Source organism: Actinocorallia libanotica, from assembly GCF_039525175.1.
GTDB lineage: Bacteria > Actinomycetota > Actinomycetes > Streptosporangiales > Streptosporangiaceae > Actinocorallia > Actinocorallia libanotica.
The window spans coordinates 93,036-119,752 of record NZ_BAAAHH010000011.1 but is presented as its reverse complement, the minus strand read 5'-3'; the positions used below and the strand labels follow the sequence as shown (position 1 = coordinate 119,752).

Genomic DNA, 26,717 nt, shown 5'->3' with positions numbered 1-26,717 from the left:
CTTCACACGGCGCCCATGCCCGCCGAGGCGGAACCGGCGGGGCCGGTCAGGTCCGTGTCGGCCCGGAGGCCGCGTCGGGGCCGGGGGCGCGGCCGCTTCCGGCGGGAGCCCGTTCGGCGAGGGACTCGATCTCGGCGACCGCGTGGTCGGTGGCGGTCTCGGCGGCGATCTCGGCGGCCACGCGCTGGGCGGCGCTCCGGTAGGAGGGGCCGTTGAGGACGCGTTCGACGGCGCGGGCGATCGCGGCGGGCGAGGCCTTCTTGCCCACGGTGACGCCGGCGCCGACGCGGGCGACGTGGGAGGCGACCTCGCCCTGGTCGCGGCCCTGGGGGATGCAGACCAGGGGCACGCCGGCGGCCAGGGACTTGACGGCCGTCCCGTGGCCGGCGTGGGTGATCGTCACCGCGGCGCGGCGCAGTACCGCGTTGTGCGGCGCGGCGGCGGCGACCAGGACGTTGTCCGGGGCGTGGACCGTCGCCGGGTCCACGGCGGGGCCGGTCGTCAGCAGGGCGCGCACCGGCAGCGTGCCGAGGGCCTCGGCGATGCGCTCGAGTTGCCGCTGCTGGTTCATGAACGACGAGCTCAGGCTGACGAGCACCAGTGGCGCGTCGCCCGGCGGCAGTTCGGGTTCCCGCTTTCCGGCCCAGGCGGGGTCGTCGATGCGCGGCCCGACATGGCGGACGTGGGCGGGGAAGCGGCGTTCGGGGTGGTCCAGCGTGCGGGGGGAGAGCACGAGGCAGCGGTCGACGCGGTCGAACGCCTCGATGACGGAGTCCGTCGGGGGGAGGCCGCTCGCGGTGCGGGCGGCGTTGAGCGCGGGCAGCCCCTTCGCCCACGGCTTGACGGTCATCCCCGTCAGGATCCGGTCGCGGAGGCGGCCGAGCGGTCCGGTGGCGGGGGAGAGGCCCAAGCCGAACGGCGGGCCTTCGGGGGTGGGGAGCGGGTAGACGGTCGTGGCGAGCGAGACCACCGGGACGCCCGCGGCCTCGCCGGCGGTGAGCGCGCCGAGCAGCACGTACTCGGTGACCAGCACGTCGGCGGGATGGGCGCGCAGCTCCGCCAGGGTGTCCCGGGCGTAGTCGGCGGCGGGCCCGCAGACGATGCGGTCGCGCAGCCGCGCGAACTCGCCCAGCGGCGTGCGGGCCTCGAAGTCCCTGATGACGTCCTTGTCCGGGTCGGAGGGGTCGCCCTGGGGCGCGGTCGTCCAGCCGACCGGCTCCGCGCCGATGGCGGCGACCTCTTCGAGCAGCGACGCGTCGGCCAGCACCCGGACGCGGTGGCCGCGCTCGATCAGCGCGCGGGCGACCGAGAGGGCGGGTGGCACGGCACCGCCGCCGGCCCACAGTGCGAACAAGAAGTCCTTACCCATCGTCTCCCTTTCGCGGGTCGATCGAGGTCAGCAGGTCGCGCATGGCGCGTTCGGCGGCCGGGCGGGACAAGCCGAGGTCGCGCCGCCACAACTTCCACAGGTAGAGGTCGGTGGCGGCGTAGTGCAGGGCCAGCGCGTGCTCGCGTTCGGGGCCCTCGGCCGGGAGGCGGTCGGCGAAGACCTTCTCCAGCCACGCCCGGTGCTGGACGCGCGCGTGGGCCGCCGCGCGCGCGGCGGCCGGAACGCGGTCGATCTGCGCGATCCACAGCACGTTGGCGTCGCCGTGCTGCTCGTAGTCCTCGAACAGCACGGCGACGATCGCCGGCACGTCGCCGACCGGGGCCTGCCGGGAGTCGTCCGCCCGGGACGCCACCAGGTCGTCGGCGGCGTCGGCGAGCCCGTCCTTGCCGCCGAAGTGGTTGACGATGGTCTGCACCGACACGTCCGCCGCGTCCGCGATGTCCTGCAGCGTGACCTCGTCCTGCCACCTGTGCGTCCACAGCCCGAGCGCGGCCTCCAGGATCCGCGTCCGCGTGGCCTCCACCGCCGCGGCGCGGGCGCCCATGCGGTACGACCGCCTCTCCGCCTTTTCCATGGAGTGGAAGCTACATTCAATTGAGTGGCAAATCAAGCGAAAAGGGGGGAACGGTCCAAAGCCGGGCCCGGTCAGGGGCGGCCCGGAGGCGTGGGGGCAGAGGGCGGGAGGCTGGAGGCGGGCGGGGTCGTTGGCCTGGATGGCGAGGCTGACGAGGGAGTCCAGGAGGGAGAGGTCGCTGCCGGAGTCGAGGCGGACGCGGATCCAGGAGCTGTGCGGGGGGACGTCGACGCGGCCGGAGGCCAGGAGGGCGGGGGCGAGGCGGTGGATGAGGGGATGGGCGAGGCGGACCTCCGCGCGGTCGTCGTGGTGGAAGTGCACGATCTGGCGGCCGGCGAGGGCCAGGGCCTGGCCGGGCGGGGCGTCGGCGCGGCACGGGGTGAGAGGCCAGTCGCGGAAGCGGTCGACTGCCTGCTCGGTGAACGAAGCGGGGCTGGGGAGGCGTCCTCGGCTCATGCCGCCAGCGTGGCGGAAGCGGCGGCGCGGCGGTCGCCGGCGGGCCGTCTTGGTGCGGTCTCCCGGTTCCTGGTGCCTTCCAGGAAGCGCCGTACGGCTCCGGGAAGAGGCGGAGAGGCGACGGGGAGGTGGCCGTTGGGGGAACTCGCGGCCAAGCGGCCGGTCTCGCGGGGAGACCGGAGGCATCCTGATGTACCACATCGGGGTGGTACTGATTCGGCGACGGTGTGAGAGGCCTGGACAGGGCTTTGGATTCCTATCTCCACCTCAAGGCGGAGTTCGTCCGCGAGCTGGCCGCGGGGCTGGGCGGTGCCGCGCCGGACGCGCTGGCCGGGCGCGCCGGGCTGCTGGAGGCGACGGTCCGGGACCTGCTGGCCGGGGACGGCGAGCTGATGTCCTGGGAGGTCGTCAGCGCGTGTCTGGCCGCGGCGGCCGTCGACGGCGACGCCGCCGGACGGGTGCGCGAGCGGTGGTCCGCGGCCGAGCAGGCCATGTGGGACGAGCGGGGGGACGGGCCGCGCGCGGCGTTCGAGCGCGACCCGCGGGGCAGGCCGGCGCGGATCGTCGAGCTGTTCCAGCCGCGGGTCCCGTGGCGGCGGCTGACCGCGCGGCACCCCGTCACGTTCGAGCCGTGGGCCGAGCCGGTCTTCGACGCCGCCCGGAGCCTGCCCGACCCGGCCTCGGCCGGTGACCTCCGCGAGTTCTACGAGCTGCTCGCCCTGCTGCGGGCCTGGGCGGGCTCCCCGCGCCAGACCGAGATCGAACGCCGCTCGTGGGGCGCGCTCCCCGACGCGACCGTCAGCGCGATGCTCCAGAAGGACCGCTGGCGCACGCCCAACGACCGGGAGCGCCGCAGGATCGGCTACTTCACCGCGGCCTGCGGCCTCCCCGAGCAGGAGACGGCCCGCTGGACCGCGTGCTACGACCGCCTCCGCCGCCTCCCCCCGCCCGACGACCTGGCCCGCGCCCGCGCCGAGGCCGCCGAAGCGGCCGAACGCCTGGCCGATTCCCGCACCGAGAACACCGCCCTGCGCGAACGGCTCGCCACGATCCGAGCGGAAGCCGCCGGGCTGCGGGAGCGGCTCGAAGCGGGGACCGGAGCTCCGCCCGTCCCACGGCGCCCGTACGCCCGGAGGGCGGCGGCCGCGCTGGGCGGGGCGGTGCTGTTCGCCTCGGGCGCGCTGTTCGGCGGCGCCGTGCCGGGCGGGCCGCCGGAGCGTACGTGCTTCGACGGGACCCTTCGCCTGATCGGCTCGACCGCCTTCGAGCACATGGCCCGCACCCTGGCCGCCGGTTACGAGGAGCGGTGCCCCGGAGCGGCCGTCGAGGTGGAGGCGATCGGCTCCAACGAGGGGGTGCGGGCCCTGGCGCGTCCCGGCGCCGACGCCGCGGCCACCATCGCGATGCACGACGGGCATCTGGCGCCCGGCTCCGTCGAGGTCGGGGTCCACGGCTTCCAGGGGCTGGCGGTCTCCCTCGTGTCGTTCGCGGTCGTGGCGAACAAGGACACCGGCGTCACCGGCCTGACGGCCGCGCAGCTGCGCTCGGTGTACGCCGAGGACGCCGGGCCGGTGAGCTGGCGCGGGCTGGGCGGCGCCGACCTGCCGGTCCGCCTGATCGGCAGGACGGAGGGCAGCGGCACCCGCACGATCTTCGAGGAGCGGGTCCTGGCCGGGCCCGAGCCGCGCCTGTCGTCCCGCGACTGCCTGACCCGCGGCGAGTTCCACCGCGACGCCCGGCTCATCCGCTGCGAACGCAGCAGCCAGAGCCAGGTGCTCGACCTGGTCGGCAGCGTCCCCGGCGCGATCGGCTACTCCGAGCTGCGGGAGGCCGCCGACGCCCGCCGCCACCCGAACCTGCGCGTCCTCGCCCTGGACGGCAGGCGCCCGGACGCCTCCGCCGACCCCGCCCGCTACCCCTTCGTCGCCCCCGAGGTCTTCTACACCCGCAGCCTCCCCGCCAACGGCTCTCCCGCCTCGGCCTTCCTCACCTTCCTCGCCACCGCCTCCGCCCGCCCTCTTCTGGAGAGCCTCGGCGCGCCCCTGTGCATCGCCCCCACGGCACCCCTGGCCGCCCCGTGCGGACCCGCCTGACCTGGGAGAACGCGATGGAGGTCACATAATAGGTATTTTGACATACCTATCCCTCCATATCTTAATCTGGACATCCATGAGCGCTGATGAGCACGAGGCCGGGGATCCGGATCCGCGGGACGTCGCCTCCGCCCTGGCCCGGGCGCTGCCCGGGCTGCACCGGGCGATGGAGCGGCGGCTCGCGCAGGACTTCGGGCATCCCAAACCGCCGGAGAACCAGCTCGCGCTGCTGCGGCTGGTCCGCGCCCGCGACGGGATCACCGTGCGGGAAGCGGCCGAGGCGCTGCTGATGAAGCCGAACAACCTCAGCGCGCTGGTCTCCCAGATGACGGCCGCCGGGATGCTGCGCAAGGAGCAGGATCCCGACGACCGGCGCATCGTCCACCTCCACGTGGCCGAGGAGTCCCTCGGCCGTCTCGACGAGGTGGACGCGCTCTTCCGCGGCTACGTCGCCGCGGGGCTCGACGCCCTGGACGCAGGGAAGAGGGCGGACGTCCACCGGGCGCTGACCGCGCTCGAGGAACTCGCCCGGCACATCGACCCGGCCGCCGACTGACCGTCGCCGCCGCCTTCACTCTTCTCTCCACAGAACCACGAGGAGTTCCCCCATGTCCGCGAACGCTCCCGACCTCGTCGTCACCCCCGCGCACTCGCCCCCGAAGGGGAGGCGCCAGAACCCCTGGCTGACGCTGATCGCCGTCGCGTTCGGCCTGTTCATGGTCGGCCTCGACGGCAGCGTGGTCTCGATCGCCAATCCCGAGATCGGCCGCGACCTGCACGCCTCCACCGCCGACCTGCAGTGGGTCACCAACTCCTACCTGCTCGCCCTGGCCGCCGCGCTGATCCTCGGCGGCAAGCTCGGCGACCGGTTCGGGCGGCGCACGTACTACCTGATCGGCGTCGCCGGGTTCACCGTCGCGTCCGTGGCGATCGGCCTGGCCGGCTCCATCGAGGGCGTCATCGCCTTCCGGGCGCTGCAGGGCTTCTTCGGCGCGCTGCTGATGCCCAACACCCTGGGCCTGCTGCGCGCGGTGTTCCCGCCGAGGAAGTTCGGCATGGCGGTCGGCATCTGGGCGATGGTCTCGTCGGTGTCCACCGCGCTCGGACCGATCGTCGGCGGGCTGCTCGTGCAGCACGTCGACTGGGAGTCGGTCTTCTACATCAACGCCCCCATCGGCGTCGTGGCCCTGGTGTTCAGCGCGATGACGCTGCCGCAGAGCAAGAACTCCACCGGCCACCACCGCTTCGACATCCCCGGCGTCGTCCTGCTGGCCGCGGGCCTCATCCTGCTGGTCTTCGGCATCGTCAAGGGCGAGACGTGGGGCTGGACCGCGGGCGGCACCCTGGGCTCCATCATCGCCGGCCTGGCCGTTCTGGCCTTCTTCGGCTGGTACGAGAGCCGCCAGGAGCACCCGCTGCTGCCGATGCGGCTGTTCCGCAGCACCGCGCTGACCATCGGCGCGCTCATCACCGCCGTCAACTTCTTCGTCCTGCTCGGCGTGATCTTCTTCGTGATGCTCTACCTGCAGAACGTCCGGGGCTTCACCCCCGTCGAGGCGGGCGTGCGCACCCTGCCGCTCAGCCTGGCCTCGGTGGTCGCGGCGCCGCTGGGCGCGGCCCTCACCGAGCGCTTCGGGCCGCGCCTCACGATGCCGCTGGGCATGGCGCTGCAGGCGGCCGCCTCGTTCGGCGTCCTCACCTGGGGCGTCGACTCCTCCTACGCCGCCATGTGGCCGCCCTTCATCGCGCTGGGCCTGGGCGTCGGCATGGTGATGTCGGCTTCCTCGGAGGCGATCGTCGGCAACGCGCCCGTGAAGGACGCCGGTGTCGCCGGAGGGCTCCAGGCCACCGCCCTGCAGATCGGCGGCGCCATGGGAACCTCCGTCCTCATCTCCCTGATCGCGGGCCGGGTCGGCTCCACGCTGACCGGCGAGCTGCGTGCCGCGGGCGTCCCCGAACCCCTGGTCCCCGCCCTGGCCGAGGCCGAGGACGCCGTCACCATGGGCGTCTCCCCGGTCTCGCCCGACATGCCCCTCCAGCTGAAGACCGCCGTGACCGAGGCCGCGGGCAACGCCTTCATGAACGGCGCCCACACCGCCGTCCTCGTCACCGGAGTCCTGTGCGTCGCCGGTTGCGTCGTCGCCGCCGTCGGCCTCCGGTCCAACCCCAAGGCCGTCCCGGACGCCTGACGGCGAACCCCGCCGGCCCCCTCCCGAGACGGAAGGGGGCCGACGGTGTGTCCAGGGTCGGTCAGTCGCGGCTGAAGGCCGCGTCGAACGAGGAGGACGGGGGCTCGATGCCGCTGAGAGCGCGGATGCGGGCGAGGGCGTCGGGGGCGCCGGCGAGGCGGTCCATGCCCGCGTCCTCCCACTCGATGGAGACGGGACCGGCGTAGCCGATGGAGTTGAGGGCGCGGAAGCAGTCCTCCCAGGGGACGTCGCCGTGGCCGGTGGAGACGAAGTCCCAGCCGCGGCGCAGGTCGCCCCACGGCAGGTGGGAGCCCAGCCTGCCGTTGCGGCCGTTGCCGGTGCGGCGGCGGGTGTCCTTGCAGTCGACGTGGTAGATCCGGTCGGCGAAGTCCAGGAGGAAGCCGACCGGGTCGAGGTCCTGCCAGACGAAGTGGCTGGGGTCCCAGTTGAGGCCGAAGGCGGGGCGGCGGCCGATCGCCTCCAGGGTGCGGGCGGTCGTCCAGTAGTCGTAGGCGATCTCGCTGGGGTGCACCTCGTGGGCGAACCGCACGCCCACCTCGTCGAAGACGTCGAGGATGGGGTTCCAGCGGTCGGCGAAGTCGGCGTACCCGCGTTCGATCATCTCCGGCGGGACCGGCGGGAACATCGCGACGGTGTGCCAGATCGAGGAGCCGGTGAAGCCGACGACGGTGTCCACGCCGAGCTTCGCCGCGGCCCGCGCGGTGCTCTTCATCTCCTCGGCCGCCCGCCGCCGTACGCCTTCGGGCTCGCCGTCGCCCCAGACGCGCTCGTGCACGATGGCTCGGTGCCGCTCGTCGATCGGGTGGTCGCAGACGGCCTGCCCGGTCAGGTGGTTGGAGACGGCCCAGACCTTCAGTCCGTGCCGTTCCAGCAGGTCGCGCCGCCCCTGGACGTAGGCGTCGTCCTCCTGGGCGCGCACCACGTCGAAGTGGTCGCCCCAGCAGGCGATCTCCAGGCCGTCGTAGCCCCAGGAGGAGGCGAGCCGGCAGACCTCCTCGAACGGCAGGTCGGCCCACTGGCCGGTGAACAGGGTGATCGGGCGGGGCATGCGCACGGATCCCTTCGGGGGAGGGACGTGTGCGTCGACCACGTCACGGCGGATACGCGCCGGAGCCTCGGGCGTGCCACCGCCTTCCGTCCCGGTTCGCCGCCCATTGTCACCATCGGGCCGCCGCGGGGTCAACGGGTCGGGCCGAACCTCTTACTCCGATCATCGTCCCACTTACGTTGACAGAAATCATAAGTCGCTCTTATCGTCTCGAAACATGCCGGTCTTCAAGGAACCGCTGCTCGTTATGAGCGGGATCGTCAAGCAGTTCCCCGGGGTGCGCGCGCTCGACGGCGTCGACCTCGAGGTGCTGCCGGGCGAAGTGCACTGCCTGCTCGGCCAGAACGGGGCGGGCAAGTCGACGCTCATCAAGACGCTCGCGGGCGTCCATCGGCCCGACGAGGGCGTCATCCGCTTCGGCGGCGCCGAGGTGCGCCACGCGGGCCCGGTCGCCGCCATCAGGCTCGGCATCTCGACCATCTACCAGGAGCTCGACCTGGTGGACGGGCTGAGCGTCGCCGACAACATCTTCCTCGGCCACGAGAAGGCCAGGTTCGGCTTCACCCGCACCGCCGACGCCCACCGGGCCGCGAGCGGCCTGCTCACCCGGCTCGGCCACGGCGAGATCCCGCCGGGCACCGAGGTCGGCGCGCTCCCGCCCGCGGGCAAGCAGGTCGTCAGCATGGCCCGCGCCCTCTCCCACGACGCCCGCCTCATCGTGATGGACGAGCCCTCCGCGGCGCTCGCGCACGACGAGGTGGCCAACCTCTTCCGCACCGTCCGCGAGCTGACCGCCCAGGGCGTCGCCGTCGTCTACATCTCCCACCGGCTGGAGGAGATCCGCGAGATCGGCGACCGGGTGACCGTGCTCAAGGACGGCCGCACCGTCGCGGTCGGCCTGCCCGCCGACACCCCCACCCGCGAGATCGTGGCGCTGATGACCGGCCGGGACGTCGAGCACGTCTTCCCGCCGCGCCCCGCGCCCGGCTCCCACGAGGGGCGGCCCGAGGTCCTGCGGGTCGAGGGCCTGAGCGTCCCCGGCGTGTTCGAGGACATCTCCCTCACCGTGCGCGAGGGGGAGATCGTGGGACTGGCCGGGCTGGTCGGCTCGGGCAGGTCGGAGATCCTCGAAGCCGTCTACGGCGCGCGCAAGGCGTCCGGGAGGGTGCTGCTGGACGGCGCCCCCGTGCGGGGCGTCACCTCCGCGGTCCGGCTCGGCATCGGGCTCGCCCCCGAGGAGCGCAAGGCCCAGGCCCTGCTCCTGGAGGAGAGCGTCACCCGCAACATCACCCTGAGCGGCCTCGGCCGCTACGCCCGGCTCGGCTGGCTGGACCGCGGGCGCGAGCGCGCCGACGCCGGACGGCGGATCGAGGAGCTCGGCATCCGCCCGGCCGACCCCGACCGCCCGGTCCGCACCCTGTCCGGCGGCAACCAGCAGAAGGCGGTCCTGGCGCGCTGGCTGGTGGACCGGCGCCGGCTGCTGCTCCTGGACGAACCGACGCGCGGGGTGGACGTCGGCGCCCGCGCCGACCTCTACGCGGTGATCCGCCGCCTGGCCGACGAGGGCATCGGGGTCCTGCTGGTCTCCAGCGAGATCCCCGAGGTCCTCGGCCTCGCCGACCGGGTCCTGGTGATCCGGGACGGCCGCAACGCCCGGGAGTCCGACGCCCGCGACCTCGACGAGCACCGGGTGCTCGACCTGATCATGGAAGGAAGCGCGCTGTGAACGACACGCGCACACTGCCGGCCGGCAAGTCCCCGGCCCCGGTGCGGTCGCTGCGCGACCGCGGCGCGCTGCGCCACCTGGGCCTGGTGGGGGCGCTCGCCCTGCTGTGCCTGGTCGGGCTGGTCACCCGGCCCGACACCTTCGCCACCTCCTCCAACCTGGTGAGCCTGCTCGCGCTGGCCTCCACCATCGGCGTGATCACGGTCGGCATGACCTTCGTGATCATCGGCGGCGGCATCGACCTGTCGGTCGGCTCGGTGATGGCGCTGGCCTCGGTCTGGGCGACGACCGTGGCGACCCAGTCCTACGGGCCGTGGACGATGGCGCTCTGCGCGATCCTGGTCGGCACCGCGACCGGCGCGGTCAGCGGGCTGCTGGTCTCCTACGGCAAGGTCGTGCCCTTCATCGCCACGCTGGCGATGATGGCGGCGGCCAGCGGCCTGGCCCAGCGGCTGTCGGACCGCAGGACCCAACTGGTCGCACCCGAGAACGACGCGATCGTGGCGCTGTCCACGACCCGCGTGCTCGGGCTGCCGATCCTCGTCTACATCTTCGCCGCGGTCGTGGCGGCCGGCTGGGTGCTGCTCAACCGCACCACCTTCGGCCGCCGCACCTACGCCGTCGGCGGCAACGCCGAGGCCGCGCGCCTGGCCGGCATCGACGTGCGCAGGCACACCGTGCTGCTGTACGCGCTGTCCGGCCTGTGCTGCGGCATCGCCGCCCTCATCATCATGGCCCGCACCACCGCGGGCTCCTCCACCCACGGCCAGCTCTACGAGCTCGACGCCATCGCCGCGGTCATCATCGGCGGCACCCTGCTGACCGGCGGCCGGGGCACCATCATCGGCTCCATCCTCGGCCTGCTCGTCTTCACCGTCATCACCAACCTCTTCATCCTCAACGGGCTGGACACCAGCGACCAGCTCATCGCCAAGGGCCTGATCATCGTCGTGGCCGTCCTGCTCCAGCAGCGCACCGCGAACACGGGCTAGCGGCACCGGCACGACCCGTCCGCTCCACCACCCCCCACCCCCAGGGAGTTCCCATGCCCCACAACCCCGGACGCCGCGGCTTCCTCTTCGGCGGAGCCGCCATCGGCGGCGGCCTGCTCGCGTCGGCCTGCACCAGCAACGCCTCCAACGACGACACGTCCGCCTCGGCCCCCGCCCTGGCCGGCACCGACAACGACAAGCCGGGCCAGAAGGTCGTCATCGGCTTCTCCGCCCCGGCCGCCGACCACGGCTGGATCGCCGCGATCGCCAAGAACGCCGAGGCCGCCGCGAAGCTGTACTCCGACGTGGAGTTCAAGGCGGTCGAGCCCACCAACGACATCAACCAGCAGATCGCCGCGGTCGAGTCGCTCATCGACGCCAAGGTCGGGGCGCTGGTGCTGCTGCCCAACGACGGCCAGCAGCTCAACCAGGTGGCGCGCAAGGCGTCCGACGCGGGCATCCCCGTGGTCAACCTCGACCGCGTCTTCCCCGACAAGCTCTCCTACCGCACGTGGATCGGCGGCGACAACTACGGCATGGGCGTGGCCGCCGGGCACCACATCGGCGCCAAGCTCAAGGAGAAGGGCGTCGCCAAGCCCGTCATCGTGGAGATCCAGGGCATCGCCACGCTCCCGCTCACCCAGGACCGCAGCAAGGGCTTCGCCGACGCGCTGAAGACCTACGGCTTCTCGGTGACGGCGCAGCAGGACGCGCAGTTCACCGTCCAGTCCGGCACGGACGTGGCCACCAACCTCCTCCAGGCGCACAAGAAGATCGACGCGCTGTGGAACCACGACGACGACCAGGGCGTCGGCGTGCTGGCCGCGATCAAGGAGGCGAACCGCACCGAGTTCTTCATGGTCGGCGGCGCGGGCTCGGCCAACGCCATGCGGGAGATCAAGAGCGGCTCGTCCGTGCTGGAGGCGACTGTCACCTACAGCCCCAGCATGGCCTCGTCGGCGGTCAAGCTGGCCCGTCTGATCGCCCAGGGCAAGGGGATGAGCGACCTGGTCGAGCACGGCGTGCCGCAGTCGATCACGCTGGCCTCGGAGACCATCACCAAGGACAACGTCGACACCTACCTGCCGCTCGGCTTCGAGTCCTAGGAGAGGCTTTCCGTGACGCAGAACAGGCCCGCGCTCGGGGTCGGCATGGTCGGACACGCCTTCATGGGCCGCGTGCACTCGCAGGCGTGGCGCAGCGTCGGCGCCTTCTTCGACCTGCCCGTGCGGCCTAGCATGACGGTCCTGGCCGGCCGGTCGCAGACGCGCGCGAGCGCCGCCGCGGCCGAGCTCGGCTGGGCCGGCGCCGAGACCGACTGGCGGCGGCTGCTGGAGCGCGACGACGTGCACGTCATCGACATCTGCACGCCGGGCGACACCCACGCCGAGATCGCGATCGCCGCGCTGGCGGCGGGAAAGCACGTGCTCTGCGAGAAGCCGCTGGCCAACTCCGTGGCGGAGGCCGAGGCGATGGCGGCGGCGGCCGAGGACGCCGCCGCCCGCGGGGTGCGCAGCATGGTCGCCTTCAACTACCGGAGGGTGCCCGCGGTCGCCTTCGCCCGCAGGCTCGTCGCCGACGGGCGGATCGGAACGGTCCGGCACGTTCGCGCCCAGTACCTCCAGGACTGGATCGTCGACCCGGAGCATCCGCTGGTGTGGCGGCTGCGCAGGGAGAAGGCGGGGTCCGGCGCGCTGGGCGACATCGGCGCCCACATCGTCGACATGGCCCAGTACGTCACCGGGGAGCCGCTGACCGGCGTCTCCGGGATCAGCGAGACCTTCGTGAAGGAGCGGCCGCTGCCGGACGGCTCCGGAACGGGCGCCGTCACCGTCGACGACGCCGTGGTGTTCATGGGCCGGCTGGCGGGCGGGGCGCTCGCCTCGTTCGAGGCGAGCCGGTTCGCGCCGGGGCGCAAGAACTCGCTGCGCCTGGAGGTCAACGGCTCCCTGGGCAGCCTGTCCTTCGACTTCGAGTCGCTCAACGAGCTGCGCTTCCACGACGACACCCTGCCCGCCGAGGAGGGCGGCTTCCGCCGCATCCTCGTCACCGAGCCCGGCCACCCGTACGCAGGGGCCTGGTGGCCGCCCGGACACGGCCTCGGATACGAGCACACCTTCACCCACGAGGTGCGCGACTTCCTGGCGGCGATCGCCGAAGGCGCCGATCCCGCCCCCTCGTTCGCCGACGGCCTGCGCGTGCAGCGCGTCCTGGCCGCCGTCGAGCGCAGCGCCGCCGACGAAAGCCGCTGGATCCCCGTCGGAGCCTGAACCCGCGGACTCCGCCGCCCGGAGGGCCGGCCGGGTCCCCGTCCCGCCGCCGCGTCGAGGCGGCGGGACGGGGAGTGCCACCCCGGTCCGGTCCTCCGGGCGGTGAGATCACGCCGTTCCCAGGTGAGGAGAACACCCCGGATTCTCCGGGCGGGGGATCACGGCTGAAGGGGGCGAAGGTCCTCCCGGCCGGGGACCTTGGGGCCTGCGGCCCGGAGAGGGGAGGTGGGACGCTCGAAGCGGCGCGGTGGGGCGAGGCGAAGGAGGCAGGCGATGGAGCCGTTGAGCCGGGAAGAGGTCCTGACCTGCGTGGAGGCGGCCGTGCGGGCGCCTTCGATCCACAACACGCAACCGTGGCTGTTCCTGCACGAGGACGACCGGATCGAGGTGCACGCCGACCCGTCGAGGCGGCTGCCGTCCGTCGACCCGCAGGGGAGGGCGCTGCACCTCAGCCTGGGCGCGGCCGTCCTGAACCTCTGCCTCGGGGTGGCCGCCGCGGGCCGCCGCCCCTTCCTCGACCTGCTGCCCGCGGCGGGGGACGAGCGGCACGTCGCGACCGTCACGGCCGAAGGCCCCTACGCGATGGACGACGAGGACCGGGCGCTGTACGAGGCGATCCCGGTGCGGCGCACCAGCCGCCGTCCGTTCCTCGACGCGCCGGTGGACCCGCAGGCGCTGCGGCGGCTGGAGGAGGCGGCGCTGCTGCAGGGCGGCGAGCTGAAGTTCGCCGATGAGCCCGAACGCGAGCTGCTGCTGAGCCTGGTGCGGACCGCCGACGAGCGGAGGAAGGACGACTTCGCCTACCGGGCGGAGCTGCGCACCTGGACGACCGACGACCCCTACCGGGAGGACGGCGTCCCGCTGGAGGCGATGGGCCCCGGGAGCAGGGACGGCGCCGTCCCCGTCCGCGTCTTCACGCCCGAGCTGGAGCGGGACGTCCGGGAGTTCGAGTCCGAGCCGGTGATCGCCGTCCTGTCGGCCGTCGGCGGGGACTCCCCGGCGGACTGGCTGCGGGCGGGGCAGGCGCTGCAGCGCGTCCTGCTGGAGGCGACGCGGCTGGGGCTGGCGACCGGCCTGTTCACCCAGCCGATGGAGCACGCCGACCTGCGGGACCTGCTGGCCGACCCGGCGGGCCGCACGCACGTCCAGGCGATCCTGCGGTTCGGCCACGCCGCCGAGGGGACCTCTCTCACGGCGCGGCGGTCCGCCGAGGACGTCATCGCCCGGGGCAGGCCGCTGCCGCTGCGGCCGACGAGGCTGGGCTGAGGGACCCCGGACGGCCCGGCCGCGCCGGGCCGGGCCCGTCCGGCCGGGGTCAGCGCGTGTCGCGCTGGCCGCGGGAGCCGCGGGAGCCGCGGGGCTCCTGGCCGCCGCGGGGAGCGGTCGAGCCCGGGGGCAGGTCGCCCCGGGAGTGCGCGCCGCCGACCGCGGAGCGGGAGCCGACCTTGCGGGCGAGCGCCAGGCCCAGGGCGATCATGCCGGCGCCCAGCACGAAGTGCAGCCAGTCGTCCGCGCGGTTGAACGGGACGAAGTTGGCCTCGTGGCTCTTGTTGACGATCAGGCCGTAGATCCAGAAGAGCAGGTAGACGATGCCGCCTCCCACGAGGAAGCCCTTGGCGGTGCCGGGGGAGCGGCCCAGGGTGAGGCCGAGGACGCCGAAGGCCAGGTGCACGATGTTGTGCAGGATCGACACCTGGAAGATGCCGAAGAGCTTGGCGCCCGAGTCGTGCCCGGCGAACTGCATGGAGTCGTAGTTCGTGGTGATGCCCGGGATGAACCCGAGGATGCCCACGATCAGGAAGAGCGCGCCGACCGCCATGGCCGCCTTGCAGATGGGCGGGAGGGCGGGACGGGTGATCGTTGATCCGGTTGATCCAGATGTTCGCGTCATGATGACCGACCTTCCGGTGAATTCGGATTTTCTCATTGTAGCCAAATTCCACAGATGTCCAGAAAAGCCATTTCGTGGGATTTGTTTTACTTTTATGGGGGGTGTTTCTGGGGGCGGGCGCCTCATGTACATAGGGACGACCCGTTCCCGCCCGCCGCAGAGGTGCTCATGACCCGTATCGCCGCCGTTCACGGCGCGCTGCCCAGGCACCGCTACGCGCAGTCCGAGCTGACCGAGGCGTTCGTCCGGGGGTGGGGGCTGGCGGGCGCGAAACGGGCGCTGCTGGAGCGGCTGCACCGGAACGTGGGCGTGGAATTCCGGCATCTCGCGCTCCCCGTTCCGCGTTATATTGAAATTTCTGGCTTTCGGGAGGCGAACGACGCCTACGTCGCCGCGGCCCTGGACCTGGCGGCCGAAGCGGCGGACGCCGCACTGGCCGAAGCGGGCGCCGCGCCCGCCGAGGTCGACATGATCCTGCTGGTGTCCACCACCGGGGTCGCCGCGCCCTCGCTGGACGCCCGGCTCGTCGAACGGCTCGGGCTGCGCCACGACGTCAAGCGCCTCCCGGTGTTCGGGCTCGGCTGCGCCGGCGGCGTCGCCGGGATCGCCCGCGTCCACGACCTCCTGCGCGGCTGGCCCGGGCAGACGGCGCTGCTGCTGTCGGTCGAGCTGTGCTCCCTGACGCTGCAGCGCGACGACCTGTCCGTCGCCAACTTCGTGGGAAGCGCCCTCTTCGGCGACGGCGCGGCGGCGGTCGTGGCGCGCGGCGCCGCCCGGGAGTCCGCGGGCCCCGCCGTGGTCGCGACCAGGAGCCGCTTCTACCCCGGCACCGGGCACGTGATGGGCTGGCAGGTCTCGGAGAAGGGCTTCCAGGTGATGCTGGACCCCGGCATCCCCGACCTCGTCCGCACCCACCTCGCCGGAGACGTCGACGACTTCCTGGCCGAGCACGGGCTGACCACCAAGGACATCACCGCCTGGGTCTGCCACCCCGGCGGCCCCAAGGTCCTGGAGGCCATCACCGAGACCCTCGACCTCCCGCCGGACGCCCTCGACGTCACCTGGCGCTCCCTGGCCCGCAACGGCAACCTGTCGTCCGCGTCCGTCCTGCACGTCCTGCGCGACACCCTCGCCCGCCGCCCCGAGCCCGGCACCCCCGGCCTCCTCCTGGCCCTGGGCCCCGGCTTCGCCGCCGAACTCGTCCTCCTGCGCTGGTGACCGCCGTGACCCCCTGGTACACCGCGCTGGTCCTGCTCGTCGCGGCCGAGCGCCTCGCCGAGCTGGCCGTGGCCCGCGCCAACACCCGCTGGAGCCTGGCCCGCGGCGGCATCGTCCTCGGCAGCGGCCACTACCCCCTGTTCGCCCTGCTGCACACCGCCCTCCTGGCCGGCTGCCTCCTGGAGCCGCTCCTGGCCCACCGCCCCCTGATCCCCGCCCTGGCCTGGCCCATGCTCGCCCTGGTCCTGGCCGCCCAGGCCCTGCGCTGGTGGTGCATCCGCACCCTCGGCCACCAGTGGAACACCCGCATCATCGTCGTCCCCGGCCTCCCCCGCGTCACCCGCGGCCCCTACCGCTGGATCCCCCACCCCAACTACCTGGCCGTAGCCCTGGAGGGCGTCGCCCTCCCCCTGGTCCACACCGCCTGGCTCACCGCCCTCGCCTTCACCCTCCTCAACACCGCCCTCCTCACCCACCGCGTCCACCACGAATCCCAGGCGCTCCACCTCCACCTCACCCGCCCGGCCCCCGAACACACCTGACCGCCGGCCCCCCAGGGGGACCGGCGGCCGAAAACCCCAGATCAGTACCTGCGCAGAACCTCGTTGAACCCGTCCCGGGCCCTGATCTCGCGAACGACGAGCGGCGCGCTCTGCTCCAGCACCACCCGCCGCGCGATCTCCTCCGGCGGTGGAACCACGCCCCCGCCCAGCAGTAGCGCCTCGGCCAGGACGGTGCGTACGCCCTGCTCCCCGGAGAGGAAGTCCCCTACGGCCCAGCCGTGCGTCTCGTTCCAGACCAGCGCCCGGCCCCCGGTGACGATGGTCGCGTCGACGGGCTGGCAGGGATCGAGCCACACCCGGTCCACGGGCACGCCCTGCAGGGCCAGCTCTCTGCTCACGGCGGTGATGTAACCCCGGGACTCGTCGACCTCGGGATCGGGATGAAGGTGCGGGATCTTCTCGGTCATGCGGACGCCTCTCTGCGGGATAAGAAGCCAGACCCAGAAGAAAAGATACAACTGACCTGTTTGTCCGTCTATATCCTTCAATAAGTGTGTTTTATGGTTTTCTTTTTTATTTACGGGCTTGTTCGGGCTGGAGTGGAAGGAGGGGCCGAAAGGTCGGAGGGGAACGGGTCCCGTCCCGCAAAAGTCGAGATCCCGTGTCGCGGCGCCGACGGCCTTGGCTCCCGCGTGCCTTGCCGCCTGCCTTCCCTCCGGCCTTTCGGTGCTCTCATCCCCCGTCCCCGTCCGGTGCGAAGCGAGCCGGCGCCGGGCCCTACCGGCGGACGATCTTGAGTTCGGCCCGGGTGGTGGGCTCCTCCTTGGAGAGGTCGAGGTGGGACACCTCGGAGAGGTGGAGGAGGGGTGCCTCGACCTTGCCCTGGCCCGCTTCTGTGTTCCCCACGTGCCTTTCTCCTCGTTCGGCGGCCGCCCGGCGGCAGTCAGGTCCCGACCTCGGTCTGGTCCTGCTGGGGCAACCTGTCGATCTATTCTTGATTTTGCCTCATTCCACCTATACCAACAAGTGGCTTATGCCAAACTCTCTCCCGGTCGGGTATGTCAGATCTCGGAACGGGTATCCAGGTGGGGAGGAGTCCGAGGTCCGGCATGCAGGCCTCGGAGAGGTCGCGAGCCGAGGGAGTAGCGGGATGGCCAGGTACGCCAAGTGGCGCGAGGTCGCAGAGGATCTGCGCAGGCGCATCGAGGCCGGTGAGTTCAACGTGGAGACGGGGCGGGCCCAGCTGCCCAAGGAGCTGGACCTGCAGAGCGACTACAACGCCTCCCGCAACACCGTGCGCGACGCCCTCCGGTGGCTGGCCGACCAGAGGGTGGTGGAGACCGAGGCGGGCAAGGGCACCTTCGTCCTCTTCAAGCCGGATCCGTTCCATGTGACGTTGTCGGCGCACCGCATGATCCGCCGCGAGGAGGACGAGTTCGCCGTCCCGGGCGGCGGTGAGGGCGTGGACTACAGCAAGGAGGCCTCGGTCCAGGGCCGCACCCCCTACGACACCGAGCCCCGGGTCGAGGTGCAGTTCGCCTCCGAGAAGGTGGCGCGCTGGCTGGAGTTGAGCACGGAGAACCAGGTCGTCCTGCGGCACCAGGCCCGGTACATCGAGAAGAAGCCGTGGTCCCTGCAGACCTCCTACTATCCGCTCGACTTCGTGACCAAGGGGGCGGTCAAGCTGCTGGAGGCCAAGGACATTCCGCAGGGAGTGGTGGCCTATCTGGGGGAGAGCGTCCTCGGGATCTCCCAGGCGGGCTACCACGACGAGATCAAAGTCCGCCCGCCGAATGCGGAAGAGGCGAACTTCTTCGGGCTTCCGGAGACGGGCTCGGTTCCCGTTTATGAAACTTTCCGTACCGCCTACGATCAAGACGGCAATGCTTTCCGTTTCACTGTTACGATATGGCCTTCAGACCGCAATCGTCTCCATTACAACGTCGGCAAGGTTCCCCAGCGAGTGATCGACGAACCTGGACAGGCGAGTTTCGACGGCTGACCCTGTCCGCTTTTGCCCTTCTCGATGACGAGACGGGACTCGATCAGTTCTTGGGAAGATGGCCGAACCGTTTGTGCTCAGTCTCGCGACCGACGACGACGTCGCCGGGATCACCCGCCTTCTCGACGAGACGGGGGGCTGGCTGCGCGAGAAGATAGGGACCGACCAGTGGAACCTGCCCTGGCCCGACGAGGCGGCCAGGGACGCGCGGGTCCGGGACGGGGTGGCCCGGGGCCGGACCAGGGTCCTGCGGAGCGGCAGGACCCTGGTGGCGAGCGTCACCGTCGAGGTGGCGGGGAGTCCCGGGCTGTGGACGGCGCAGGAGCTCCGGACCCCGGCGGTCTACCTGCACCGCCTGGTGGTCGACCGCGGCTACAAGGGGCTGCGGATCGGCGAGGCCCTGATCCGCTGGGGCGCGGCTCACGGCCTGCGGGAGGAGCCCGCGGCCGAAGAGCTGCGCATCGACACCTGGAGCACCAACGGCAGGCTCCACGAGTACTACGTCGGCATCGGCTTCTCCAAGATCCCCGGTGCCCGCGTCACCGAGGACCGGACGCCCTCAGGCCAGCTTCTCCACATGCCCATCGGAGACGTAGGTCCGTGGGAGGAGCTGGCCGGGGCCCTCGAGATGCAGGAGGAGGGTGCGCCGGTGCACGCCGAGCAGGCAGAGCCAGCCGGTCAGCTCTGACTCCTTCACCCGTGCGGTGAACCGCTGGTAGGCGCCGGGCTCCAGACCGTCCAGGGCGTGCCGGACGATCGTCTCGTAGACCAGGGCGGAGGCGACGAACGTCAGGTCGGCGCCGACGCGGCGCTGCTCGTCCTTGGCGGGCTGGGCGTCCAGGAGCCGTGCGGCATGGATGACCGCCTCGCCGCGCACCGCGTTCCAGGCCGACCGCACCGGACCCGTGTGCAGGACCACGCGCAGCTGGAGCCGGGTGCCCTCCGTCGCGCCCCGGTTGTGCTCGGCCAGGAACTCGGCGAGCGGCAGGAGGAAGGGGCTCAGCGCCCGCTGGGTGGGGGTGGGCAGGGGCAGGACCAGCAGGATGCCGTCGCCCCTGTCCTCCAGGTGGCAGCGGGTCCAGGAGATGCCGGCCCGGGCGCAGGCCCGGTTGACGCCGCGGTACATGGCGTCGTGCACGACCGCGCGGTCGGCGTCGGTGCGCTCGGGGGAGCCGAAGCCCACGATGTCGAGGAACAGGATCGACGCGGGCTGGCCGGTGAAGTGCGGCCGTCCCCCCGCCCGCCGGACACCCGGGAGGGCCGCGAGGCCGAGGGCGCCGACGAAGGACACGACCGCGGTGTCCATCAGCTGGCGGATCTCCTCGGTGGAGGTGGCCAGCGCGGCGGCCTTGCGGACCAGGGCGAGCTGGATCCAGGCCAGGGGGCTGAGGAAGGCCAGGCCCCACAGCACGGCCAGGCACAGGACGGGAAGGGCCAGCCGCGGCTCCCTCGTGACGGAGCCCCCGAAGAAGGCGATGCCGTGCGTGAGGGCGACCGCGGTCAGCACCCGCAGCCGCACCCCTGCCTTCCGGCGCCTGCCGGACCGGCCTGTTCTCTCTTCCCCCATGACGGATCCTTCCCCTGCGCGTCCCCGCCTCCGGATGAGCGGTCAGGCGGGCTTTGTGCATCCATCATGCATATGATGTATGTATGGAAAGCGTGTGACATGACACTTACAGCTGAGTAAGTGAAGAGGAATCGGGGTTTGCTTTGTCTGGGATGTGGCAACAAGACATACTGAGCGTGCCTATGCTCCGCGGTCGGCTTGCCGACGGGCAGGGATGAACGAGTGCCAGGGCGAAGGAGACCGCATGTCGAAGGCCGAGTCCTCCGCCAAGGAGCGGATCACGGTCAATCTGACGCCCAAGACGACGCTGGATCTCAACGAGCTCGTCGAGCGGACGGGGGACACCAAGACCGACACGATCAACCGCGCCCTGCAGCTGTACGCGTTCCTCGACGGCGTCATCCGGGAGGGCGGCAAGGTGTACGTGCAGGAGTCCGAGTCGGACGAACTGGAGCGGGTGCGCTTCCTGTGACCCGTCCCGGTGACGGGACGGGCGGGGCGGGACACCGGTCCCGTGGGGTCGGGGAGGTCGGGGCCGTGCGCCCGGGTGCTCCTGTGCCCTGTTGACCGATTCTGGGTCTGGTCAGGGAAGGAGACCGGGCTCATGGACGGCTGGGACGTGCCGGGGTACACGGCGCTGCGGGAACTGGGGGCGGGGGCTTTCGGACGGGTGGTGCTGGCCGTGCGGGACGCCGACGGGCGGCGGTTCGCGGTCAAGTGCCCGGCGGGCGGGGGGCCGCGGGCGGGGTTCGCCGAGGAGGCCCGGCTGCTGGGGGCGGTGCGGTCGCGGCACGTGGTGCGGTTCGTGGAGTACGTCGACCGGGGTGTGGACGGCGGGGCGGCGATCGTCATGGAGGCGGTCTCCGGACGGACGCTCAAAGAGGTGCTGGCCGCGCAGGGGGCGCTGCGGCCGGAGGCGGCGCTGTCGGTGTTCCGCGGGATCCTGCGGGCGCTGTCGGACGCGCACCGCGCCGGTGTCGCGCACCGGGACTGCAAGCCGGGCAACGTGCTGGTCGATGAGCGGGGTGCGGTGACGCTGGTGGACTTCGGCGTCGCGGGACGTATCGGCGCGGATGCCGCGTCCATCGGGACGCCCGCCTACATGCCGCCGGAGCAGTGGCAGGGACTGCCCGCCTCCCCGGCCGGCGACCTGTACGCGGCGACGGCCGTCTTCTTCGAGTGCCTCACCGGCCACCGGCCCTACCGGGGCGACTACCTGCCGAACCTGGCGGCCCAGCACATGCACGCGCCCGTCCCCGACGCGGAGGCGCCCGAGCCGCTGCGCCACCTCGTCCGCCGGGGCCTGGCCAAGCGGCCCGAGGAGCGGCCCGCCGACGCCGCTTCCTTCCGTGCCGACGCCGAGGCCGCCGCGCGCCGTGCCTACGGCCGTTTCTGGGAGCGCAAGGGCCGCGCGGCCCTCGCCGACGCGCCCGCGTGCGGGCGTCCGCTCCCGCGGCCTCTGCCCGACGGCCCCTGGGCCCTGGCCGCCTGACCGGCGCCTCCTTCCGCGCCGGAGGACGGCACGTACCCTGGGAGGACGGGAGGTGCCATGAGCAAGCAGATCACCTATCGCCGCGTCCAGGAGGAGACGTCTTCCCGTGAGGGCAGGCGCGTGCTCGTCGACAGGATCTGGCCGCGGGGCGTGAGCAAGGAGAAGGCCCGTCTCGACGAGTGGCTGAAGGACGTCGCGCCCTCGACCGAGCTGCGCCGCTGGTACGGCCACGATCCGGAGAAGTTCACCGAGTTCCGCCGCCGCTACCTGAAGGAGCTCCACGACGCCGGCCATCGCGAGGCCGTCGACCATCTGCGCGATCTCGCGGCCCGTCACCGCCTCACGCTCCTGACCGCGACCCGCGACGTGGAGCACAGCCAGGCGGCGGTCCTCGCGGAGTGGCTGAACTCCGGCTGACCGCACTTCTCCTCAGAACCCGCCGAACGGCCCCGCCGGATCACGGACCGGCGGGGCCGCCGGTGTCCTCGGGGTGCTCGTGCCGCTCCCACAGGAGCGACCGGCGGTCGCGGCGGTCGCGCGGGGTGCGGTCGGCCGGGTCGGAGTGGATCACGGTCCCGCGGGTGCGGAGGCCGAAGCCGAGCACATGGCCGAGATACAGGCCCAGCAGGAAGGCCGTCACGACGACGATGGCCAAAATGGTGATCATTGGTGCCTCGGGGGTCCTTCGAGTTGATTCGTGAAGGTGATTCCTCGCCGGATTCGAGGCAAACGGAGCGCCGTGCGGGGGGCACAGGGGAATAAGTCGAGTGCCATAGGAGGAGAAACGCCTGGGGCCGCGGTGGCGGAAGTGCGGGAAGAAAAAAGCGCCGGCCCTTTCAGGGCGCGGCGGAGCTGCGGACGGCCGGGCGGTTCGCCTCAGAGCCGGGTGTCGTTCTTTCTGCCGATGATCCAGAGGGTGCGCTTCTGGCGGCGGGAGACGCGGGATCGGGAAGGGGAGTGGAAGGTCGTCTTGCGGGTGCGGAAACCGAAGGTGAGGACGAGCCAGAGGTAGAGTGCGAAGAAGAGCAGGGAGATGAGCGTGATGGCCAGGGCGGCGATCATTGTTTCCCCTCCTTGACGGATCGGGGGTGGTTCCGTCTTATCAGAAGAAAGCGGTGATCGTGTGCTCCCGGGGCTCAGGGAAAAGGGTCTGGTGACACATTCGCGGGTTAATCGGTGGCCCGGGGGGCGGGGGACGGCCTAGAGTCCGCGCGGTGAGGACGAGTGAGGAGATCTACCACCGGGTCAAGTGGGATCCGCGGTTCGATCCCGCGCGGTTCGTGCTGGGGGTGACGACGCGCGGAGGGCCCGTCAAGCGGGTGCCGTTGGCGGGGTTCACGCCGGGTGGGGACATCCCGTGGCATCGGATCGTGTGGATCGAGGCCGACGGGGTGGCGGTGTGGGACCGGGAGCAAGGGCTCGACCTCGTGGGAGAGGTCGAGGCGGGGCTGGTGCGGGCGCCTCGGATGCTGCCCGCGCGGTTCTTTCAGGCCGGTGGGGTGTTCTCCTGGGGGACAGAGGGGACGGACGGCGAGTGGCGGACGCGGGAGGACGGGCGCAGGAGCGCCGGCGGGCCGCTGAGGACGCTGACGTGGAACACGCTTTGGGACCGGTACGACAGCGACAAGGTGTTCACGGCGCTGCGGAGGCCATGGCTGCTGGAGGCGTTGGAACGGGTCGACGCGGACGTCGTGGCGCTCCAGGAAGTGGAGAAGCCGCTCCTCGAACTGCTGATGCGGACCCCGTGGGTGCGGGAGAAGTACGCGCTCAGCACCGGTAAGCCCCGGCTGGACGTGGCGGACAGCGGGCTGCTGCTGCTCAGCCGCCTGCCGGTGCGGGAGGTGGGAAGGCATTCGCTGGGGCCGTACAAGGCCGTCGTCGCGATGACGGTGGAGACGGTGAGCGGCCCGGTGGTGGTCGCGACGACCCATCTGAGCAGCGACCACTCCCATCGCGGGGACGTGCGAAGGCGGGGGCAGCTCGGCAGGCTCGCGGAGATCCTGGCGGGGCTGGACTGCGACGTCGTGCTGATGGGGGATTTCAACGACGGAGGCACGCTGCCGACGGAGGTGCTCGGGCTGCGTGACGCCTGGGCCGAGACGCACGGTGCGGGGGACTCGACACCGACGTTCGATCCGGTGGTGAATCCGCTCGCCGCCGTCTCGTCGTTGTCGGGGACGCCCGCGAGGCTCGACAGGGTGCTGTTGCGGGGGCCGGATCTGCACGTCGGGACGGCGGAGCTGGTGGGGGACCTCCCGAGGGCGGACGGGCTGTACATCTCCGACCACTACGGAATCTTCGCGGAGCTGTACGCCGAAGAGGCCGGGAGCGCGGGCGTCGGGGTGAAGCCCACGGCGCGTACGGCGGTGGCGTGGGTGCCCGGCGAAGAGGTGCGAAAGGCGGTGCAGCCCGTCCGACGGGAACGCGACCCGCAGGTGGACAGGTGGCCGCCGCACGTCAACCTCCTCTTCGGCTTCGTGCCGGAAGCCTCGTTCGAGGACGCCGCGGCGGGGTTGCGTGACGCCGCGGGTGAAGTGGCTCCGTTCACGGCACGCCTGGAAGGAGTGCAGACGTTCGCGCACCGGCAGGACGCGACGCTCTGGCTCGATCCGGCGGCCGCCGGGGCCGGGCCGTGGCGGGACATGCGGCGGGCGCTGGAGAGCAGATTCCCGCAGTGCAGGGCACGGGCGGAGGGCTACACGCCGCATCTGACGCTGGGGAAGGTTCCTTTGGATGAACCCGTCCAGGTGAGACTCCCGGTGATGAAGGCCCGCGTGGATGAGCTTCTGCTGTTGTCACGACGCGGAGACGAGCCCATGCGGGCACGCGCCTCTCTTTCCCTGGGCAGTGGAGAACTGCGCTGGCTCGACCCGAAGGGCGGCCCGCTACCGGGGGAACCGCCCCATGACGAACGGCCCGCGGAGGTACTGAGGCGGTTGCGGGAAGCCGTGCCGGAAGGAGTCTTCGAGGTGACAGGCTCCCGCCGGATGGGCTGCGAGCTGGAAGGCGCCGACCTCGACCTCGTCGTGACCGTCCCGGAAGGCACAGAGGTCAAGCGTCAGGTGGAGGGCGCCTTCCCCGAAGCGCACGTGACGGCCGTCGAAGGAGCCAGAGTTCCCGGCGTCAGGCTGCGTGTCGCGGGACTCGGAGTGGACCTCGCGGTCGTTCGCAGCGGAGCGGAGTCCGAAGAGGCGACGAAAATCGCGCGCAGCGCCATCACCGACGCGGACGAGATCCTCGCCGCAGTAGGGGAGCGGAAAGCGGAATTCGCCGCGCTGGCACGGGCCGTCAAAGCGTGGGCGCGGGCCCGCGGCCTGGATTCGGCGCCCTTCGGCGGGCTTCCCGGCCTGGCGTGGGCGGTGCTGGCGGCACGGACCGTCCAGGAAGGCGGAGACTTCTTCGCCACGTGGGCGGCCTGGGACTGGCGGCACCCGATCGCTCTGCGTCCGGACGCGCCCGCCGCCCCCGACGGCTCCCCGCTGCGGATCCTGACGCCGACCGCGCCCGTACGCTCCTGCACCGTGCAGGTCGGCCTGGACATGCTCGACCTGCTGGCCCGGGAGCTGTTCCGCGCCTGGGAGCTGCTGGACGCGGGCGGCGACCCGTGGCCCGAGCTGCTCGCCCCGCCTCCGATGCACCGCCGGCACGCGGCCTGGGTCGTCCTGGACGTCCAGGACGAGGCGGCGGGCCGTGCGCGGGGCCGCCTCCGCGCGCTGCTCACCCTCCTGGAGGAGGCGGGGGCGCGGGACGTCCACGCCTGGCCGCGCCCGTTCGAGTCCGGCGGCGGCCGGAGCCGCTACGCGATCGGCCTGGGGCATGATCCCCTCGACGCCGCCGAGCTGGCCGAGATCGCGGCGCACTGGACGGTGCCGGGCGTCCGGGTCGCCTGGGCGTCCGGCGGGGAGGTCCCTACTCTGCGGTGAGCCAGCGCAGCGCCTCGGCCTGGAAGGGGACCTCCGCCTCCAGCTGGCACAGGACCCCTATCCCGACGCCCAGGGCCCGCTGGGCGTGGACGAGGTCCGGCGGGAACGCCAGGCTCAGGGCGACCGCCGGGGACGCCGTCATGCGCCGTACGGTCTCGCGGAGATGGTGCGGGGTGAAGGCGAACGTCTCGGCGTGCGCGGGCTGCCCGGAGTGGGCGAACAGCTCCTGCAGGCCCGCGGCGTCGGCTTGGACCCCCGGCCGCAGGAAACCGACGTCCCGCAGCGTGCGGAGGAGCTCGTCGGGGGTCTCGGCCAGGTGGATCCGCAGCCACCTGTGGAGCGGGCTCTCCTCTCCCGGGACGAGCCGGTACACCGCCCCGAAGTCCAGGACACCCAGAGAGCCGTCGTCGAGCAGCCGGAAATTACCGGGGTGGGGGTCGCCGTGCAGGCGGCCGCACAGGACGGGGGCGGCGAACATCAGCCGGGTCAGCAGCAGCCCGGCCCGATTCCGCTCCTCCCGGGAACCGGAGGCGATGACCTCCGCCAGGGGAGTGCCTCCCACCCACTCCGACACCAGGACACGACCCTCCTGCCGCACGACCTCGGGCACCCGGAACTCCGGCAGGCCGGCGAATCCGGCGCGGAAGGCGCGCTGTGACGCGGCCTCGCGGGCGTAGTCGAGCTCCTCGGCGATCCGGTTCATGAGGTCCTCGGCCATCGCACGGCCGTCCAGGACGGGTGCGACCAGCCGGGTGAACCATCCCATCACCAGGATCAGAGAGTCCCTGTCCCCGAGCAGGTCCGCATGCGCCTCGGGATACTGCACCTTGACCGCGACCTCCCGTCCGTCGTGCCAGACCGCGCGGTGCACCTGCGCCAAGGAGGCCGCCGCCACGGGCTCGTCGTCGAACGAGGCGAAGAGCGTCCGCCAGTGCGCGCCGAGGTCTTCGACCAGCACGCCGTGCACGACCGCCTCGTTCTCGGGACGCGCAGCCTCCTGCAACCGCGCCAGCCGATGCCGGTACACGGCAGAGATCTCCGGTGGCAGGACCGCCTCGTACACCGAGAGCACCTGCCCGAACTTCATCACTCCGCCTTTGAGGCCGCCGAGCACCTCGAACAGCTGGTCGGCGGTCTGTTCGTGCAGCTCCAAGGACGACGCGTCGGTCAACTTCCCGAATGCCCGCAGCCAGCCGCCCACGAGTGCCCGCTGCGCCATCCCCAGCGGAATCACCGACATGCGCGCCGTCCGCTTCCACGCTCTGAATCCCATGCCCGCAGCGTCCGCCGTGCGGCCTTCCGCACGCATCGCCCCGCAGTTGCCGCTCTCCCGGGACCGTGGTCGTAGCAGGCCTCTGCCCG

At 72.2% G+C, this 26,717-nt stretch carries 25 protein-coding genes; 16 read left to right on the top strand and 9 right to left on the bottom strand.

Translation table 11 applies throughout. The features are described from left to right. Positions 1 to 46: 46 nt before the first annotated feature. On the bottom strand, positions 47 to 1,369 hold the full coding sequence (locus tag ABD140_RS15985; protein WP_344241496.1) for a glycosyltransferase: 1,323 nt from the start codon (positions 1,367 to 1,369) through the stop codon (positions 47 to 49). Then, on the bottom strand, positions 1,362 to 2,420 hold the full coding sequence (locus ABD140_RS15980; protein ID WP_344241494.1) for a TetR family transcriptional regulator: 1,059 nt from the start codon (positions 2,418 to 2,420) through the stop codon (positions 1,362 to 1,364). Before ABD140_RS15980 ends, ABD140_RS15985 begins: the two co-directional genes overlap by 8 nt. Before the next feature lie 248 nt (positions 2,421 to 2,668). On the opposite strand from ABD140_RS15980, the gene ABD140_RS15975 reads away from it, so the two are divergent. The 3 genes from ABD140_RS15975 to ABD140_RS15965 all read left to right on the top strand — a co-directional run bounded on the left by ABD140_RS15975 (position 2,669) and on the right by ABD140_RS15965 (position 6,702). Continuing rightward, positions 2,669 to 4,513 carry a PstS family phosphate ABC transporter substrate-binding protein gene (locus tag ABD140_RS15975; RefSeq protein WP_344241492.1) on the top strand — a complete coding sequence of 615 codons (1,845 nt, stop codon included), beginning with the start codon at positions 2,669 to 2,671 and terminating at the stop codon, positions 4,511 to 4,513. Positions 4,514 to 4,589: 76 nt separating this feature from the next. After that, positions 4,590 to 5,069: a MarR family winged helix-turn-helix transcriptional regulator gene (locus ABD140_RS15970; RefSeq protein ID WP_344241490.1), complete on the top strand. Its 480-nt coding sequence runs from the start codon at positions 4,590 to 4,592 to the stop codon at positions 5,067 to 5,069. 52 nt (positions 5,070 to 5,121) lie between these two features. Next, positions 5,122 to 6,702 (top strand): MFS transporter, encoded by a 1,581-nt coding sequence (locus tag ABD140_RS15965; RefSeq protein ID WP_344241488.1) that lies wholly within the window; start codon positions 5,122 to 5,124, stop codon positions 6,700 to 6,702. A gap of 61 nt (positions 6,703 to 6,763) precedes the next feature. On the opposite strand, the gene ABD140_RS15960 is transcribed toward ABD140_RS15965, so the two are convergent. After that, a complete protein-coding gene (locus ABD140_RS15960) occupies positions 6,764 to 7,771 on the bottom strand; it encodes a sugar phosphate isomerase/epimerase family protein (protein ID WP_344241486.1) in 1,008 nt (335 codons plus the stop codon). Between the two features lie 217 nt (positions 7,772 to 7,988). On the opposite strand from ABD140_RS15960, the gene ABD140_RS15955 reads away from it, so the two are divergent. The 5 genes from ABD140_RS15955 to ABD140_RS15935 all read left to right on the top strand — a co-directional run bounded on the left by ABD140_RS15955 (position 7,989) and on the right by ABD140_RS15935 (position 14,025). Continuing rightward, complete coding sequence (locus ABD140_RS15955; RefSeq protein WP_344241484.1) at positions 7,989 to 9,497, top strand: sugar ABC transporter ATP-binding protein; 1,509 nt, start codon at positions 7,989 to 7,991, stop codon at positions 9,495 to 9,497. Further along, entirely contained in the window at positions 9,494 to 10,489 is a 996-nt protein-coding gene (locus ABD140_RS15950) for an ABC transporter permease (protein ID WP_344241482.1), read from the top strand. The genes ABD140_RS15955 and ABD140_RS15950 overlap by 4 nt, the downstream gene beginning before the upstream one ends. A 53-nt stretch (positions 10,490 to 10,542) precedes the next feature. Beyond that, positions 10,543 to 11,595: a substrate-binding domain-containing protein gene (locus tag ABD140_RS15945; protein ID WP_344241480.1), complete on the top strand. Its 1,053-nt coding sequence runs from the start codon at positions 10,543 to 10,545 to the stop codon at positions 11,593 to 11,595. Positions 11,596 to 11,607: 12 nt separating this feature from the next. Beyond that, positions 11,608 to 12,759, top strand: coding sequence for a Gfo/Idh/MocA family protein (locus ABD140_RS15940; RefSeq protein WP_344241478.1), 1,152 nt, complete (start codon positions 11,608 to 11,610; stop codon positions 12,757 to 12,759). 273 nt (positions 12,760 to 13,032) lie between these two features. Beyond that, positions 13,033 to 14,025: an Acg family FMN-binding oxidoreductase gene (locus ABD140_RS15935; protein WP_344241476.1), complete on the top strand. Its 993-nt coding sequence runs from the start codon at positions 13,033 to 13,035 to the stop codon at positions 14,023 to 14,025. Between the two features lie 49 nt (positions 14,026 to 14,074). Here ABD140_RS15935 and ABD140_RS15930 read toward each other — a convergent pair whose 3' ends face one another. Continuing rightward, complete coding sequence (locus ABD140_RS15930) at positions 14,075 to 14,650, bottom strand: DUF4383 domain-containing protein (RefSeq protein ID WP_344241474.1); 576 nt, start codon at positions 14,648 to 14,650, stop codon at positions 14,075 to 14,077. A 168-nt stretch (positions 14,651 to 14,818) separates the two neighbouring features. Here ABD140_RS15930 and ABD140_RS15925 point away from each other — a divergent pair, with 168 nt between their 5' ends. Next, positions 14,819 to 15,868: a type III polyketide synthase gene (locus ABD140_RS15925; protein ID WP_344241472.1), complete on the top strand. Its 1,050-nt coding sequence runs from the start codon at positions 14,819 to 14,821 to the stop codon at positions 15,866 to 15,868. Continuing rightward, the gene (locus tag ABD140_RS15920; RefSeq protein ID WP_344241450.1) at positions 15,865 to 16,410 is read left to right on the top strand and encodes an isoprenylcysteine carboxyl methyltransferase family protein; all 546 of its coding nucleotides are present in this window, start codon (positions 15,865 to 15,867) and stop codon (positions 16,408 to 16,410) included. The genes ABD140_RS15925 and ABD140_RS15920 overlap by 4 nt, the downstream gene beginning before the upstream one ends. A 41-nt stretch (positions 16,411 to 16,451) precedes the next feature. Here the strand turns inward: ABD140_RS15920 and ABD140_RS15915 are convergent, their stop codons facing one another. Together ABD140_RS15915 and ABD140_RS15910 are read right to left on the bottom strand one after the other, a co-directional pair. Then, positions 16,452 to 16,838 carry a DUF6292 family protein gene (locus ABD140_RS15915; protein WP_344241448.1) on the bottom strand — a complete coding sequence of 129 codons (387 nt, stop codon included), beginning with the start codon at positions 16,836 to 16,838 and terminating at the stop codon, positions 16,452 to 16,454. A 310-nt stretch (positions 16,839 to 17,148) separates the two neighbouring features. Next, positions 17,149 to 17,277 carry a hypothetical protein gene (locus tag ABD140_RS15910; protein ID WP_344241446.1) on the bottom strand — a complete coding sequence of 43 codons (129 nt, stop codon included), beginning with the start codon at positions 17,275 to 17,277 and terminating at the stop codon, positions 17,149 to 17,151. A 244-nt stretch (positions 17,278 to 17,521) separates the two neighbouring features. Here ABD140_RS15910 and ABD140_RS15905 point away from each other — a divergent pair, with 244 nt between their 5' ends. The 5 genes from ABD140_RS15905 (at position 17,522) to ABD140_RS15885 (ending at position 21,849) form a co-directional block, all read left to right on the top strand. Continuing rightward, positions 17,522 to 18,373, top strand: a complete 852-nt coding sequence (locus ABD140_RS15905) for a GntR family transcriptional regulator (protein WP_344241444.1) — start codon at positions 17,522 to 17,524, stop codon at positions 18,371 to 18,373. Positions 18,374 to 18,431: 58 nt separating this feature from the next. Continuing rightward, a complete protein-coding gene (locus tag ABD140_RS15900) occupies positions 18,432 to 19,061 on the top strand; it encodes a GNAT family N-acetyltransferase (protein WP_344241442.1) in 630 nt (209 codons plus the stop codon). A 1,123-nt stretch (positions 19,062 to 20,184) separates the two neighbouring features. After that, positions 20,185 to 20,412: a ribbon-helix-helix domain-containing protein gene (locus ABD140_RS15895; protein WP_344241440.1), complete on the top strand. Its 228-nt coding sequence runs from the start codon at positions 20,185 to 20,187 to the stop codon at positions 20,410 to 20,412. A gap of 132 nt (positions 20,413 to 20,544) precedes the next feature. Then, on the top strand, positions 20,545 to 21,432 hold the full coding sequence (locus ABD140_RS15890) for a serine/threonine-protein kinase (RefSeq protein ID WP_344241438.1): 888 nt from the start codon (positions 20,545 to 20,547) through the stop codon (positions 21,430 to 21,432). 57 nt (positions 21,433 to 21,489) lie between these two features. Then, positions 21,490 to 21,849 carry a DUF488 domain-containing protein gene (locus ABD140_RS15885; protein WP_344241436.1) on the top strand — a complete coding sequence of 120 codons (360 nt, stop codon included), beginning with the start codon at positions 21,490 to 21,492 and terminating at the stop codon, positions 21,847 to 21,849. Positions 21,850 to 21,889: 40 nt separating this feature from the next. On the opposite strand, the gene ABD140_RS15880 is transcribed toward ABD140_RS15885, so the two are convergent. Next, positions 21,890 to 22,099, bottom strand: a complete 210-nt coding sequence (locus ABD140_RS15880) for a hypothetical protein (protein WP_344241434.1) — start codon at positions 22,097 to 22,099, stop codon at positions 21,890 to 21,892. Positions 22,100 to 22,308: 209 nt separating this feature from the next. Then, on the bottom strand, positions 22,309 to 22,494 hold the full coding sequence (locus tag ABD140_RS15875) for a hypothetical protein (protein ID WP_344241432.1): 186 nt from the start codon (positions 22,492 to 22,494) through the stop codon (positions 22,309 to 22,311). Positions 22,495 to 22,646: 152 nt separating this feature from the next. Between ABD140_RS15875 and ABD140_RS15870 the strand changes: the two genes are divergently transcribed. Next, the gene (locus ABD140_RS15870; protein ID WP_344241430.1) at positions 22,647 to 25,355 is read left to right on the top strand and encodes an RNA repair domain-containing protein; all 2,709 of its coding nucleotides are present in this window, start codon (positions 22,647 to 22,649) and stop codon (positions 25,353 to 25,355) included. Here the strand turns inward: ABD140_RS15870 and ABD140_RS15865 are convergent. Then, a complete protein-coding gene (locus tag ABD140_RS15865; protein WP_344241428.1) occupies positions 25,342 to 26,628 on the bottom strand; it encodes an ABC1 kinase family protein in 1,287 nt (428 codons plus the stop codon). The two genes, ABD140_RS15870 and ABD140_RS15865, sit on opposite strands and share 14 nt — an antisense overlap. Positions 26,629 to 26,717: the final 89 nt, after the last annotated feature.

Bases quoted from the DNA above. Each gene is read 5' to 3' on its own strand.
- ABD140_RS15955 (WP_344241484.1), top strand. From the start codon at position 7,989: ATGCCGGTCTTCAAGGAACCGCTGCTCGTTATGAGCGGGATCGTCAAG.
- ABD140_RS15985 (WP_344241496.1), bottom strand. From the start codon at position 1,369: ATGGGTAAGGACTTCTTGTTCGCACTGTGGGCCGGCGGCGGTGCCGTG.
- ABD140_RS15930 (WP_344241474.1), bottom strand. From the start codon at position 14,650: ATGACGCGAACATCTGGATCAACCGGATCAACGATCACCCGTCCCGCC.
- ABD140_RS15960 (WP_344241486.1), bottom strand. From the start codon at position 7,771: ATGCCCCGCCCGATCACCCTGTTCACCGGCCAGTGGGCCGACCTGCCG.
- ABD140_RS15945 (WP_344241480.1), top strand. From the start codon at position 10,543: ATGCCCCACAACCCCGGACGCCGCGGCTTCCTCTTCGGCGGAGCCGCC.
- ABD140_RS15925 (WP_344241472.1), top strand. From the start codon at position 14,819: ATGACCCGTATCGCCGCCGTTCACGGCGCGCTGCCCAGGCACCGCTAC.
- ABD140_RS15900 (WP_344241442.1), top strand. From the start codon at position 18,432: ATGGCCGAACCGTTTGTGCTCAGTCTCGCGACCGACGACGACGTCGCC.
- ABD140_RS15970 (WP_344241490.1), top strand. From the start codon at position 4,590: ATGAGCGCTGATGAGCACGAGGCCGGGGATCCGGATCCGCGGGACGTC.
- ABD140_RS15935 (WP_344241476.1), top strand. From the start codon at position 13,033: ATGGAGCCGTTGAGCCGGGAAGAGGTCCTGACCTGCGTGGAGGCGGCC.
- ABD140_RS15895 (WP_344241440.1), top strand. From the start codon at position 20,185: ATGTCGAAGGCCGAGTCCTCCGCCAAGGAGCGGATCACGGTCAATCTG.
- ABD140_RS15965 (WP_344241488.1), top strand. From the start codon at position 5,122: ATGTCCGCGAACGCTCCCGACCTCGTCGTCACCCCCGCGCACTCGCCC.
- ABD140_RS15890 (WP_344241438.1), top strand. From the start codon at position 20,545: ATGGACGGCTGGGACGTGCCGGGGTACACGGCGCTGCGGGAACTGGGG.
- ABD140_RS15880 (WP_344241434.1), bottom strand. From the start codon at position 22,099: ATGATCACCATTTTGGCCATCGTCGTCGTGACGGCCTTCCTGCTGGGC.
- ABD140_RS15865 (WP_344241428.1), bottom strand. From the start codon at position 26,628: ATGGGATTCAGAGCGTGGAAGCGGACGGCGCGCATGTCGGTGATTCCG.
- ABD140_RS15905 (WP_344241444.1), top strand. From the start codon at position 17,522: ATGGCCAGGTACGCCAAGTGGCGCGAGGTCGCAGAGGATCTGCGCAGG.
- ABD140_RS15915 (WP_344241448.1), bottom strand. From the start codon at position 16,838: ATGACCGAGAAGATCCCGCACCTTCATCCCGATCCCGAGGTCGACGAG.
- ABD140_RS15885 (WP_344241436.1), top strand. From the start codon at position 21,490: ATGAGCAAGCAGATCACCTATCGCCGCGTCCAGGAGGAGACGTCTTCC.
- ABD140_RS15875 (WP_344241432.1), bottom strand. From the start codon at position 22,494: ATGATCGCCGCCCTGGCCATCACGCTCATCTCCCTGCTCTTCTTCGCA.
- ABD140_RS15980 (WP_344241494.1), bottom strand. From the start codon at position 2,420: ATGAGCCGAGGACGCCTCCCCAGCCCCGCTTCGTTCACCGAGCAGGCA.